Here is a 12,663-nt window from a genome sequence, read left to right as displayed (position 1 = left end):
TACCGCTCCGTGACCGTACGACCATGCGGGCGAACCGCCGTTGCGAAGCAGAGAGCCAGTAGGGCGACCCAGGCCGGTGGACAGACGGACTGGACGCCACGTGCGCAGCCGCGAGTTCGGACAGGCCCGGACCGCGGCCCGGGCCGGTGATCTCAGCCCGAGTGAAGGGTCCGAAAGCGGTCCGGTGCCGCCGTGTCTCGATCAACGACTCGCACCGGCGCCCAAGCCCATTGCCACACACCGACGCCTGGCGTCCGGGAGAACCTGATCTGCCCGCGAGTGCCTTCGACCACGACGCTCGGCCAGGATTCGGCGATGCGCGCCCGCTCCGTGCCGTGAGAACGCAGTACGTCGGCGAGGACGACGATCGAGTCGTAGCCCTCGAAGGCGACGAAGGAGGGCGCCTCGGCCAGTTGCTCGCGCAGGGCCGCCTCGACTCGTGCTCCGAGTGGCCCGAGGTGTTCGGGCAGGTAGCGCAGGAAGGGGATCGCGACACTGTCGTCGCCCAGCAGTTTCGCCCACTCGGCGAACTCCGGTTGTCCGGCCGGAGCGCCGATCAGAACCTCGTCGAGGCGCTGGTCGTGGCGGACGGCCTTGACGATCGACACCGCGGGCTCCGGGTGACCCACCAGAAGAAGGAGGGCTGTCGCGCGCTGGTCGACGAGTGCGTCGCACAGCGCCGCGGGGGTGAGCGCGTTCATGTCGAGTTCGAGGACGGTGCCGCCGCGTGGCGCGAGGCAGTCCCGCAGAATGCGGGCGCCGGATGCCCAGTAGACACTCGGCTGGGTTGCCACGGCGACGCGGCGGTGGCCCGTTTCGAGGAGGAAATCGGCGTAGACCCTCCAACCGTGCGACTGCGCCGGGGCGAGGCGCGCGACCCATTCCGTCGGCCGTTCGGTGAGCGCGTCGAGTACCGCTGACGAGCAGAGGAACGGTACGCCGAGTGCGTCGGCCCTGGCGGCAGCGGCGCGAGCGACGACGCTGTGGTATTCGCCCGCCACGGCAGCCACGCCCAAGCGCTCCAACTCGTCGACCGCCGTTGCGGACGGATGCCCCGTCGGTTCGGGGCGCTCCGCCGGCCGATGACGGCGCATTCATGTGGTGGTTCCTCCCGTGTGGTGCCCCGGTCCAGCAGGGGTACAGCGAAGGCCGGCACATCGTCGGCAAGGGTGCCGACGACCGGGGTGGGATCCTCCTTGAAGTCCGCCACCTCCACGGCCCCCACCTCTTGGCCGGCCGGCATCGCGGCAGCGGCATGAGGTCCGAGGCGGTCAGTAGACCCGCAGGACATCGGATTCACGGCCGGGGACCTGGAGAGGGCGAGCGGCTCCGAGGAGCCGCTGCGGCAGGTAAGGGGACTCGACGCGGATCTCCCAGCCCCTGCGTCGGGCGTGGCAGGCCAGGGCCAGCACGTCGAAGTCGATCGATGCGTCGATGGTGTCGGCGCGGTCCGCGACCTGGTAGTGGTCGCGATGGGCTTCCAGGGCATCGGCCAGGGCCAGGTTGAAGCTTTCCTCGTCGCCCTCCACCAGCTGCGACAGCAGTACGGCGGGCGGCGGGAAGAAACCCCACTCCTTGGCCTGCTCGGCCCCGCGCAGCGCCCGCTCCGCCGCCGACTCGGGATCGACACCCGTCAGGTAGGCGTGGAGGGCCTCCCGGTACGAGGCGAAGGCCGAGCCGTCCTTCCCGGCGATCGTGGGGCCGGCAAGGACCATGGGGGCGAGATCCTCGCGTACGCCCGTGATCAGGGCGAAGGCGGCGGCGTTCGCCCAGTTGCCGGCGCCCGCTGCCTCGCCCCGCGCAGCCTGGCAGCGCAGCTTCCGGTCGTCGATGGTCACCTCGACCTCGGTACCCGGCTCCGCCAGGGCAAGGCGGAACACGGCCGCCCCCAGTTGGGAGGCCAGCCGGAGGTTCGCGAGCTGGGCGTCCGTCACGTCGGCCGAATGCCCCGCTCGCAACTTGAAGAGAAGCCCCTGGTAGTCCAGGGCCCTGTCGAGACGCGATGAGCTGAGGGGCTTTCCGTCCTCGGGGATCAGGGCTTCTCGGGTGTACTCGTCCCAATGAGCCTCGATTTCCGGGCTCCGAGGCTTTCCGTCGGTCGGCCGTGCCACCAGCAGCGGGCCCGCCGCGAGCGAGGCGACCGCGTCCGGCCGCCGGTCGACACCCAAACCCTTCACCCTCGGGCCGCGCGCCTCGAAATTGGTGATCAGGGCGTGCGGCAGGTAATCGGTGTGGAGAGCCGGCATCCAACCACGGGTCCGGTACGCGAGCGCGGCCAGACCGAGCGGCAGGAGCGGGAGGAGGCTGCTCGGAGAGGCAGCGGGGCTGTTGACGGTGCTGTGTGCGAGCAGAAGGGCGGCCAGTCCGGAGTCGAAGCCCTCCCGATCCTCGGCGGCCACGGCGCGCAGGGTCCTCAGTGCGACACTGTCCGGCCGATCGAGGAGGTGTTGGTTGGTCTCCCGGGCCCGACTGCCGATGCGGGCCAGCGCGGCGTCGATGGCTGCCAGCTTCGCCTGCGGGCTCGGCGGGTAGTCCTCATCGTCTCCGGTGTCGTCGAGGACCTCGGCCATGAACCCCGTGACGAGCTCGCCGGCAGGGCTTCCCTGCGCCTGCTCCGCGAATTTCTGGCGGGCGAAGTGGAAGGCCTCACCGTGCCACTGGGCCTTGTCCCTCAGGAGCGCCAGGCAGAACGCGTCGATCCACTCGCCAGGGGTGACGCTTCCCTCGGCATCGTCCTCGGCATCGTCCTCGACATCCGGGCCGTAACTCATGCCGAAGTTCACGTAATCGAGGAAGACCTGGAAGCTGCAGTGAGGGTGGTACGCCGCGTAGGAGACGGCGCCGGCCGCCGCCTCGGCGGCGTCCTTGAGAGCGGCCCGGGCCTCCGGAGAATCGAGGCCGGGCGTCTCGACGGACAGGGCGCCCAGGTAGTCGTGGAACTCCTCGGCGATCGACTGCCATTCGTAGGTGGCCATCCGGCCGGCCTTCGACATGGATCGGACCTGTCCCCCGATCCGGTCCACGAAGTCCTCACGAGCCGCCGAAACGACTGTCTCGCCTACCTGGTGACGCTCTATCCGCACTGCATGCTCCTTGATCCCGGTCCGTGCGGACAGCCTAGGCGCAGCCTCTGACAGGGCCGACGCCGTGGCAGCCGGGCACTCGCGTCCGTTGCCCGTGGGGCGTCGTCGCGGCGTTCGAGACGACCAGACGTCCCCGGTTCGAGCCGCCGCCCCGCCCCGGATGCCCACACGCCGGGGGAGGTCCGTGAGCCCCCGCGGCACCTGAACGGGCCGGGCGTCAGCGGGCGCCGGTCTTCGCCTGGACGGCGGCGACGTGGCGGACCGTGAACAGCATGGGAAGGACGAACCCGGCGGCCTGGACGAGTGTGGCGGCCGCCGAGTGACCCTGGCCTGCGTGGGCGAGGGCCGCGAGCGCGACGGCGGTGACGGCGAAGGCGGTGGTCCACGCGCCGGTGATGACGGTGTTCGCCCGGATGAACGGCCTCAGCCCCCATGCCTCGCGGGGGGTGCTGCGCTTGGCGATGCCCGAAGTGAAGGGCTTGCCCACCAGCAGCGAGACGCCGGCGATGAGGGCGAGCGTGGCCGAGGAGAGGGCCGCCGAGTAGCCGTGCACGGGGGAGTGCGGGTCGGCGAAGGCGATGCCGGTCAGCACCGCGAAGAACACCGCCGAGCCGATCTCGATGATCAGCGCGTCGAGAGCGGCACCGGCCCGTCGCTGCTGGACGGTCACGGCGATGGCCGCCACGAGTCCGGCGAGCGCGCCCCACTGCCACTGGGTGGACGGGAACACCGCGAAGACGATCCACGGCAGAAAGGTGCGTACGTACGACATCGAAGCCCCCGGGCTCTTCGTTATTCCTGTTCTGACATGTCAAAACTAGAAGGTCTACTCTCGACATGTCAAGACTGGAATGTAAGCTCGGGGAATGAGCCTTCGACACGCCCTTCTCGGACTCCTGTCAGAGCGCCCGGCCAGCGGGTACGACCTGCTCAAGCGCTTCGAGACCTCGCTGGCCAACGTCTGGCCCGCCACCCAGAGCCAGATGTACACGGAGCTGACCAAGCTCGCCGAAGCCGGGCTGATCACCGTGTCGGCGGCGGGCGCGCGAGGCCGCAAGGAGTACACCCTCACCGACGAGGGCCTCGTCGAGCTGCGCCACTGGCTGACCCGGACCGCGCCGCAGCGCAACACCCGCAGCGACATCCTGCTGCGGGTCTTCTTCCTCGACGTGATCACCCCCGACCAGGCGCGGGACTACCTCACCGGCCTGATGGAGATGTCGGAACAGGAGCACGAGGCCCTGCGCCGGCTGGCCGACTCCATCGAGTGGGGTGACGACCCGCTGTCGGTGAACGGCAGGATCGCCCTGGAGTACGGCCTGCGCTTCAACGCCATGCGCCGCGAATGGGCCCGGTGGGCCGCCGGCCAGATCCGCTGAAACCGGCGGGGGGTGTGGCGGGTGTCATGCGTACGGCCGGCCCGGCGCGTGCTACTCGTCGCAACCGTCTCATCGCCTGTGCGTCCAGCCGGCGCCGCCCGACACCGGCTGGACGCACTCGATCGGAACCACCGCCGACGAACGCGGGCGGTCGTTCACGATCGGAAGGACCTCACCGGCCGGCGCGCGGGCTGTCCGCCCGCGCCACCCCGGTCATGCCCAGGGCAGCCACCACTGCCGCCAACGCGATCACTCCGATTGTTCTCCTCACGCGGGTAGGACGCCGAAGCCGGATGAGGTTGCCGCCACGTCTCACACGGATTCCATCGCCGGAGCACGGCCCATCGGCCTCGGATTCGTCGGCTGTTGCGGGTGGTCCCGCTCCGGCCGCTCACCGCGCTCGGCCACGACCCGCTCGGAGCGGGCGGACCCGTTGGCGGATCCGTCGGCGAGCATCGAAAATCCATGCGGCGCGGTCACTCCATCAGACACAATGCCCGCGATGATCTCCACTGCCGGTGACCTGCTCGCCGTTCTCGAAAACCTGCCCCACGCCGCCCGACTCCGGACCACAGCGGTCACCGCCCACCGGCTGGCCGCCCGAGGCGAACTGCGGCCCCTGCTCGCCGATCTGGATGCGCTCGGTCCGTACGAGCGCCGCCTCGCCGCGCTGGCGGCGCTGACCGGCGAAGACCTGGGGCACTTGGCGGACCGGCTCGGTGACCCCGACCCGGTGGTCCGCCGGTACGCGCTGCGCGGCGCCCGGCGGCTGCCCGTACCGGACGCCGCGGTCGAGGCCGCGTACGACGACGCGCCCGCCGTGGTCCGCGCCGACCTCGCACGACTGCTGCGCGACGGGCGGCGGCCCGAACTCGCCGAGCGACTGGTGCCGCGGGTGCGCACCGAGTACGGCGACCGGGACGCGGCCCGCCTGCTGCCCGGCTGTTCGACGGAGTTCACCGCGCGACTGCTGCCCGAACTCGCCGGGGCGCTCGCGTTCGAGGACTGGGGCACGCTGACCACCCGCCACCCCCTCGCCGTCCTCGACCACGCGGAACGGGAACTCGGCGACCTCCCCGAGTGGCTGCGCGACGCCTGGTGGACGCGGCACGCGGCCGCGCTCGCCGCCGCCCTGACCGCCGCGCCGGAGCGGGTGTTGGACCTGCTGGAGCGGTACGGCCCCGGCAATCTGCCCGGTCCGGTGCACGACCGGCTGGGCGACCTCGTCGCGGTGGACGCCGAGCGCGTCGTGCGTCGGCTCGTCGCCGCCGACCGGGGGGCCGCGCGGAGGGAACGCACACCAGGCCGGGCGGTCATGAAGCAGTTGGTGGCGGCGGACCCGCCGTCCCTGCCCAAGCTGGGCGCCCGGTGGTTCCACCGGAACGCCTTCGGCGTTCTGCTGCGGTCGGTGCCACCGGCGCGCCGACCCGAGTTCGTGGACGCGGTCGTCGCCGCAGGCGACACGTACCCGAACGTCCGCGCGCACGAGGGGGTGCTCGGCCTGCTGCCGCCCGCCGAGCGGTACACACGGGTCCGTGCCGCGCTCGAAGGACTCCGCGCCGAACCCGGTTCGAGCTGGGAGATCCAGGGCCACCTCGCCCTGCTGCCGCCCGCCGAGGCCCGCCCCGAACTCCTGGCCGCACTGCGCACGGGTGACGCCGAGGAGCGCGGGACGATCTGGGACCGGCTGGTCGTCAACGCCGCCCACACCCATGATCCGGAGCAGATCGCGGAGATCCTCGCACTGGCCGCGGGTCGGCTGGCCAACGAGCGCGACCCCGTACGCGGGGAGGCTCTGTCCGCCCTGGCCTGCCTGCCGACACCCCTGATCGCGGCGGCCCTCGGTGTCGACGCGCCCACCGGGGGCGGCACGGGGGCCGACTCGATGGAACGGCTGTGCCTGGACGCGCTGCGGGCACGGGACTGCTCGCCCGGTACCCGGGACGAGATCCGGACCCTGGCCGTGAACCTGCTCGCCGCCGGCGGTGCCGCACCGCAGACGGCCGTACGCCTCGTGGAGGCACTGACCGCACACACCGGCACGGTGGAACTCGGAAGTCCGGGCACCGAGCCGAGCGGCAGCGGGGTCGTCGCCGTCCTGGACGCACTCGGCCCGCGGCTGGACCGGGCCGCCGTCTGCGGGGACGTCGCACCCCTGCTCGCGCTGGTCACGTCCTGGGGACGCCGCGCCCACCGGATCCCGGAACTCCGGGACCGCCTCGAACAGGCCCTGCGCACCTGCCCGGACGAGCACTTCGGCAAGGTCGCCGCGGCCTGGCTGGCCCCGCCGGAGACCCGCGGCGACCGCGTGGCCGAACTACTGGCGCGAGAGCCCTCCGCGGTCTTCCTCCCTCCCGTCCTCGCCGTCCTCGCCGCGGAGCGCACCGACCTGCTGGACCTCGCGCTGTCCGACATCCCGCCCCCGGGCGGCCGGTTCCCCACGGCCGGAACTCCCCGCCCCCTGCCCCCGTTCCGACACGCCGACCGGTGGCTGCCCCGGCAACAGCAGGTCGCGGTCCGGCTCGCCGAGGCCGCCCTCGCCGATCCCGGCCGGGGTCTGGACGAACGCGCCGCACTGCTCCGTGCCGTGGCCCCCGTACCGGAGTACGGGCGGGCCCTGCTCCAGCGGTACACCGCCCCCGCCGGCCTTGCCGAACCCGTCCTGGCGGCAGCCGCCTTGGACGCGGCCGCCCACACGGACGACCCGGCCTCGACCCTCGGCACCATGCTCGAACACGCCGGCGACGACCGGGCCGCGGCCGCCTGGTCCGCGGCCGGCCGAGCCGCCGCCCATGCCCGACCCACGCGGATCGCCGCCCTGCTCCGTGACGTCCTGACCCGCGAAAGCGGGGTGAAGGTCACCGTCCGCAAGGCGGCCGCCCGACTCGCCGCCCTCCACCTGCCCCCCGGCGCCGCCACCGCGCTGCTGTCCGCGGTGGGCCGTACCCCGGGCGTCCATCCGGACGTCCACGCCACCGTCGTCGGCCTGGCCGCGACGCTGCTGCCGGCCGAGGAGATGTGGGCGCTGCTGGAGTCGGCGGCCACGGACGGACCGGACTCGGCCAGGCGGACGCTCCTGGACCTGAACCCGGCGGATCTGGCCCCCGCCCACCGGCCGCGGTACGGGGAACTCATCGCCGGACTGCCCTTCCTGGCCGAGGAACAGGCGGCAAACCAGGCGCTGTTCAGCCTCCGTGACTGGGCGCGGTACACGCCTGCGGCCGGTACGACGCTGGCGGACGTCTACACCGACCTCGCCTCGCCACTGAGTCTCTCGGGGGTGAGGCAGGCACTCACCGGACTGGCCCAGTCCGAACTGCCGCACCCGATCGGAGGTGTGGAGCCCGGCAGTCTGCTGCGCGGCGTCGTGGACCGGCTCCTCGCGCTGATCGCGGCCGGCGAGCCGGAGGGCGGCGGGCGCGGCGGGGATCTACCGGCACGCCGTCGCCTGGAGTCCCTCGTCGGCTCGTCGATCAGGGACCGCCGGATGTGCGCGGTCCTGGCCCGGCGCCTGACGCCCGAACCGGCGGTCACCGCCGCCCGTACCGCTCTTCTCGTGCGGGCGATCGACCTGGAGTCGGCCGAGCCCGAACTACTGCTTACGCTCGCCGAGTTGACCGCTGCGGTCGAGGGTCGCCCCGTCCTCGCGGTACGGGTCGCCAAGGAGCTGGAGGACGGACACCGATACGGCGATCCGCTCGCCGATCCCGCCGCCGCGCTCGCCGCGGTGCGTGTCCTGAGCGGCCGGGGTGGTGTGGTGGAAGGCCTCCTCGCCCTGGGCCTCGCCAGAGCCCTCGGCATCCGGCAGAACTGGCCCGACGCTTGCCGTGCGGCCATCGTCGAACTGCGCCGCCACCCGGAGCGGGAGGTCGGGGAGGCGGCGTACGCCACGGTCCTGGGCGGGAGCTGAGACCCCACGATCGCGGACGCGTGGGGGGAGGGCTCAGTCGAGGTAGGTGAAGGGGAGCGCGTTGGTGAGCCGCCCGCAGGGGGTGGCCGCGTAGACGGACACGGTGGCCGCCGCGGGCCACTCGGGGGCGACGGCGATGAGGGTGGTGTCACTGAGCGCCACCACGTCCGTGGCTTCCCGGCCGGTGAAGCAGCCGTCGGGTGTCACGGTGCCGAACAGCACCCGGGTGTAGGGGGCGAGGTTGGCGCCGACAAGGGTGACCTGCGTGCCGCCGGCTCGGGGGCCGGTGTCCGGCTGGAGTGCGACGAGCTGCCCCTGCGCGGCCCCGTTCGGGGAGCCGGGGCGAACGGGGAGCGTGCCGGGGGCGCAGTGCGGGGGCCCGGCGGCCTCGGCGCGCGGGGCGGACTGGACCAGCGGCAGGGTACACAGGGACAGCGCGGCGAGCAGGAGCGCGATGCGGCGGTGGGCAAGTGCCATGGCGGAGCCTTCCGGCGGATGAGGTGGGACCGGAGAGCCCGAGCCCGTTCCCATGATGGGGAAGTCATACCGCGTGAATCCAGAACAAACAGCTGATGTCGGAGTGATTCGGTAGGAGCGGGGACATTCCCGTCCCTACTGATCGGTGCCATGACGGAACTGTCGTCGGCCCGGCGGGCCCGTGAGCGGCGCACACCGAGCAGGCCGGGCGAGGCCGGAGGAGACTGGGAGCGGGCGGGAATTCTCGGGACGGCGGGACCGAAAGCCGTGGAGGAACCATGACGGCGACCACGCGTGACCAGGCCCCCGTGGCCATCGCGGGCGAGGGCGTGGAGTTGCGCTCGCAGGAGATCGGCGGTGGCTTCTCCGTCGCCTTCATGCGCCTCTCCGAGGGGATGGAGATGGCTCCGGCGCTCAAGGGGCTGCCGGACGACCTGTGCCAGTGCCCCCACTGGGGCTATCTGCTCAAGGGCACGCTCAGGATGCACACGAAGGAGGGCTCGCGGGACTACACGGCAGGGGAGGCCTTCTACTGGGCCCCGGGCCACGCTCCGGAAGCGGTCGAGGACGTGGAGTACGTGGACTTCTCGCCCACCGAGGAGTTCAAGCGGGTGATCGACCACGTCACGTCGCAGCCGTGAGGTCGCAGTCGTGACGTCACCCCCCTGATGTCACAGCCCTGACGTCGCCGCGAGGCCCCCTCTTGACAGCCGGGATCGACGCGGCGGCTGGGCCCTGCGGGACTGCTCCTTACGGCTCCCCACCGGCCGCATATGCGCCCTGGTCGGCCCCAACGGGGCCGGCAAGTCCACTCTGCTGTCCCTTGCCGCAGGCGTACTGAGGCGCACCCGAGCGAGGGCGGGCGGTCGTGTCAGCCGTCCCGCGCTCCTGCCGAGTTGGTTGGATGCCGCCATGAGTCCAGTGCACTGGTTGTTCGGCGACCAGCTCGGCCCACACTTCACCGCCACCGCCGCCGGCGGGACGCCGAGGAACACCCGGTGGCTGCTGATCGAGTCCCGGGCGGTCTTCCGCCGGCGCCGGTTCCACCGGGCCAAGGCCCATCTGGTCCTCAGCGCCATGCGCCACCGGGCGGCCGACCTCGGCGGGAGCGCCCAGTACGTCGAGGCGGAGACCTATCGCGAAGGCCTCGCGCGGGCCGTGGGCGACGCACCCGTCTCCGTGCACCACCCCACCTCCCGCGCCGCCCTCACCCTGGTGGACTCGCTGCCGCAGGTCACCGTCCACCCCGCCCGCGGGTTCCTCGTCGGACACCGGGAGTTCGGCGAGTGGGCCGCACGGCAGAAGGGGCGGCTGCTCCAGGAGAACCTCTACGAACACACCCGGCGCACCCACGACATCCTCATGGACGGCGACCGACCGGCGGGCGGCCGGTGGAACCTGGACCACGAGAACCGCGAACCTCCACCTCGCGGCGAGACCACCCTGGGCGCACCGGCACCGTACCGCCCCCGCGAGGACGAGATCGACGAAGGAGTCCGGCGAGACCTGGACCGCTGGGAACGGGAGGAGGGCGTCACCTTCGTGGGCCGCGACGGCCCGCGGCTCTTTCCCGCGAGCCGCCGCGAGGCACTGGCCGCGCTCGACCACTTCGTCACGCACCGCCTCGCCGGCTTCGGCGCGCACGAGGACGCCATGCTGGCCGCCGACCCCGTGATGAGCCACAGCCTGCTGTCCTCCTCCCTCAACCTCGGGCTCCTCGATCCGTGGGAGTGCGTGAGCCGGGCCGAGGACGCGTGGCGGGCCGGACACGTCCCGCTCAACAGCGCGGAGGGGTTCGTCCGGCAGGTCTGCGGCTGGCGCGAGTACGTGTGGAACCTGTACTGGCACCTCGGCGAGGACTACCGACACCGGAACGAACTGCGCCACACCGCGCCGCTGCCCACCTGGTTCACGGAACTGGACGCGGACGCGCTCGGGGCCCGCTGCCTGTCCACCGTGCTGGCGCAGGTCCGGGACACGGGGTGGACGCATCACATCCCCCGGCTGATGATCCTCGGCAGCCACGCCCTGCAACAGGGCTGGGACCCGGCCGAGGTGACGGACTGGTTCCACCGCTGCTTCGTCGACGGATACGACTGGGTGATGCTGCCCAACGTGGTGGGCATGTCGCAGTACGCGGACGGCGGGCTGATGACCACCAAGCCCTACACCTCGGGCGGCGCCTACATCCACCGCATGAGCGACCTGTGCGGGGGCTGCCGGTACCGACCCGCGGACCGTACCGGAGACCGGGCCTGCCCCTACACCGTCGGCTACTGGTCCTTTCTGAACCGGCACCGCGCACGGTTGGCGGACAACCCGCGCACGGCGCAGGCCGTGCGCGGGCTGGACCGGCTGGGCGACGTGGCGCAGGTCATCCGGGCGCACCGCGACACGGGGGACGCCCCGCCCTGAGGAAGCCCCGGGTGTGTCTCACCGGCGCACCGGGCCGCCTACAGTGGAATGTCAGGCGGGTCGTCCCGGTGCACGTCGCCCGGTCTCCCGCCTCCCCACAGCCCTCACGGGGCCGACCGCGAAGATCCCGCAGGAGACGCACATGGGCGCCCGACCGCACGCGGGCCGACCGGACGAGCACCCGGACGAGCACCCGGACGACGCGGACGCCCTGTTCGCTCTGGAGGACATCGACACGGGTCAGGAGAGACACCGTCCGGCGGACGCCGGCCCGCTGTTCCGCGACTCCCCGGCCGCGCGCCGACTGCTGTCCGTACGGGCCGTCCACGCCGAGCCCGCTGCCGCCGCCTCCCCGCGCGGCAGGGAGATCCTCGCCCGCTTCCCCGATGCCGAAGTCGTTCCCGTCGCCTCGCACTGGGGGATCCCGGAGCTCCACGGCAACGCGGGGAACGTCGACCGCTGGGTCCGGATCAAGAGCGAGACCCTGGTCCTGGGGGAGAAGAAGACGCTCACCACCCGGCCCAACGGCCGCTCCGCGGACTGGATCGCCCCCGGCCCGGCAAACGGCTGCGCCATGGCCTGTGCCTACTGCTACGTCCCGCGCCGCAAGGGCTACGCCAACCCGCTCACCGTCTTCACCAACATCGAGCGCATCATCGCCCACCTCTCCCGGCACATGGCGCGCCTCGGCCCCAAGACCGAGGCCAACCAATGCGACCCGACCGCCTGGGTCTACGACATCGGTGAGAACAGCGACTGCTCCGTCGACGCCCTGATCAGCGACAACGTCGCCGACCTGATCCGAGCCTTCGCGCGCCGGCCATCCGCCAAAGCCTCCTTCGCCACCAAGTTCGTCAACCCGGACCTCCTCCTGCTGGACCCGCGCGGCCGTACCAGGGTGCGGTTCTCCGTCATGCCACAGCAGGACTCCACACTGCTCGACATCCGCACCAGCCCGGTGAGGGACCGGATCGCCGCGGCCGGGGACTTCCTCGAAGCGGGGTACGAGGTCCACTTCAACCTCTCGCCCGTCGTCCTGCGCCCGGACTGGGAGCGGGACTGGTCCCTCCTGCTGCGGCACATGGACGACGTGCTGCCCCGTGCGGTGAAGGAGCAGGCGGCCGCCGAGGTGATCATGCTGACGCACAACAAGGACCTTCACGACCTCAACCTCGGCTGGCACCCGCGCGCCGAGGAGGCCCTGTGGCGGCCGGACCTCCAGCAGCCCAAGCGCTCCCAGAACGGCAGCCTGAACGTCCGCTACCGGGGCGGCGTCAAGGCCGAGGCCGTCGAGACGATGCGCACGCTCGTCGCCGCCCACGCCCCGTGGCTGAGGATCCGGTACGCCTTCTGAAGGGTCCGCACCGCGTCGTTCGGGCGGTGCCCGGAGAAGCGGGTT

10 protein-coding genes are annotated in these 12,663 nt (G+C 72.3%); 5 read left to right on the top strand and 5 right to left on the bottom strand.

Features of this window, described 5'->3' with window-relative positions:
* Positions 1–152: 152 nt before the first annotated feature.
* The 3 genes from OHA84_RS02805 to OHA84_RS02795 form a co-directional block, all read right to left on the bottom strand.
* On the bottom strand, positions 153–1,094 hold the full coding sequence (locus OHA84_RS02805) for an ABC transporter substrate-binding protein (RefSeq protein ID WP_266973638.1): 942 nt from the start codon (positions 1,092–1,094) through the stop codon (positions 153–155).
* A gap of 177 nt (positions 1,095–1,271) precedes the next feature.
* The gene (locus OHA84_RS02800) at positions 1,272–2,993 is read right to left on the bottom strand and encodes an Imm49 family immunity protein (RefSeq protein ID WP_371591311.1); all 1,722 of its coding nucleotides are present in this window, start codon (positions 2,991–2,993) and stop codon (positions 1,272–1,274) included.
* Positions 2,994–3,300: 307 nt separating this feature from the next.
* Positions 3,301–3,855 carry a hypothetical protein gene (locus OHA84_RS02795; RefSeq protein ID WP_266973641.1) on the bottom strand — a complete coding sequence of 185 codons (555 nt, stop codon included), beginning with the start codon at positions 3,853–3,855 and terminating at the stop codon, positions 3,301–3,303.
* A 94-nt stretch (positions 3,856–3,949) separates the two neighbouring features.
* Between OHA84_RS02795 and OHA84_RS02790 the strand changes: the two genes are divergently transcribed.
* Positions 3,950–4,462, top strand: a complete 513-nt coding sequence (locus tag OHA84_RS02790) for a PadR family transcriptional regulator (protein ID WP_053676986.1) — start codon at positions 3,950–3,952, stop codon at positions 4,460–4,462.
* A gap of 312 nt (positions 4,463–4,774) precedes the next feature.
* On the opposite strand, the gene OHA84_RS02785 is transcribed toward OHA84_RS02790, so the two are convergent.
* The gene (locus tag OHA84_RS02785) at positions 4,775–4,918 is read right to left on the bottom strand and encodes a hypothetical protein (RefSeq protein ID WP_266973643.1); all 144 of its coding nucleotides are present in this window, start codon (positions 4,916–4,918) and stop codon (positions 4,775–4,777) included.
* 46 nt (positions 4,919–4,964) lie between these two features.
* Between OHA84_RS02785 and OHA84_RS02780 the strand changes: the two genes are divergently transcribed.
* Positions 4,965–8,372 carry a hypothetical protein gene (locus OHA84_RS02780; protein ID WP_266973644.1) on the top strand — a complete coding sequence of 1,136 codons (3,408 nt, stop codon included), beginning with the start codon at positions 4,965–4,967 and terminating at the stop codon, positions 8,370–8,372.
* A gap of 33 nt (positions 8,373–8,405) precedes the next feature.
* Here OHA84_RS02780 and OHA84_RS02775 read toward each other — a convergent pair whose 3' ends face one another.
* On the bottom strand, positions 8,406–8,849 hold the full coding sequence (locus OHA84_RS02775; protein ID WP_266973646.1) for an IPT/TIG domain-containing protein: 444 nt from the start codon (positions 8,847–8,849) through the stop codon (positions 8,406–8,408).
* 278 nt (positions 8,850–9,127) lie between these two features.
* Here OHA84_RS02775 and OHA84_RS02770 point away from each other — a divergent pair, with 278 nt between their 5' ends.
* From OHA84_RS02770 to OHA84_RS02760, 3 genes are all read left to right on the top strand, one after another.
* Positions 9,128–9,490 carry a hypothetical protein gene (locus OHA84_RS02770; protein ID WP_266973648.1) on the top strand — a complete coding sequence of 121 codons (363 nt, stop codon included), beginning with the start codon at positions 9,128–9,130 and terminating at the stop codon, positions 9,488–9,490.
* Between the two features lie 94 nt (positions 9,491–9,584).
* The gene (locus tag OHA84_RS02765; protein ID WP_323181985.1) at positions 9,585–11,264 is read left to right on the top strand and encodes a cryptochrome/photolyase family protein; all 1,680 of its coding nucleotides are present in this window, start codon (positions 9,585–9,587) and stop codon (positions 11,262–11,264) included.
* A gap of 142 nt (positions 11,265–11,406) precedes the next feature.
* Positions 11,407–12,618: a spore photoproduct lyase family protein gene (locus OHA84_RS02760; RefSeq protein WP_266973652.1), complete on the top strand. Its 1,212-nt coding sequence runs from the start codon at positions 11,407–11,409 to the stop codon at positions 12,616–12,618.
* Positions 12,619–12,663: the final 45 nt, after the last annotated feature.

Source organism: Streptomyces sp. NBC_00513 (assembly GCF_041431415.1).
In the GTDB taxonomy this organism is placed as follows: Bacteria; Actinomycetota; Actinomycetes; order Streptomycetales; family Streptomycetaceae; genus Streptomyces.
This window is presented reverse-complemented; position numbering and strand designations above follow the sequence as displayed.

Coding starts and splice junctions, on each gene's coding strand:
- OHA84_RS02780 (WP_266973644.1), top strand. CDS start 4,965: ATGATCTCCACTGCCGGTGACCTGCTCGCCGTTCTCGAAAACCTGCCC.
- OHA84_RS02775 (WP_266973646.1), bottom strand. CDS start 8,849: ATGGCACTTGCCCACCGCCGCATCGCGCTCCTGCTCGCCGCGCTGTCC.
- OHA84_RS02805 (WP_266973638.1), bottom strand. CDS start 1,094: ATGCGCCGTCATCGGCCGGCGGAGCGCCCCGAACCGACGGGGCATCCG.
- OHA84_RS02785 (WP_266973643.1), bottom strand. CDS start 4,918: ATGCTCGCCGACGGATCCGCCAACGGGTCCGCCCGCTCCGAGCGGGTC.
- OHA84_RS02800 (WP_371591311.1), bottom strand. CDS start 2,993: ATGTCGAAGGCCGGCCGGATGGCCACCTACGAATGGCAGTCGATCGCC.
- OHA84_RS02795 (WP_266973641.1), bottom strand. CDS start 3,855: ATGTCGTACGTACGCACCTTTCTGCCGTGGATCGTCTTCGCGGTGTTC.
- OHA84_RS02760 (WP_266973652.1), top strand. CDS start 11,407: ATGGGCGCCCGACCGCACGCGGGCCGACCGGACGAGCACCCGGACGAG.
- OHA84_RS02790 (WP_053676986.1), top strand. CDS start 3,950: ATGAGCCTTCGACACGCCCTTCTCGGACTCCTGTCAGAGCGCCCGGCC.
- OHA84_RS02770 (WP_266973648.1), top strand. CDS start 9,128: ATGACGGCGACCACGCGTGACCAGGCCCCCGTGGCCATCGCGGGCGAG.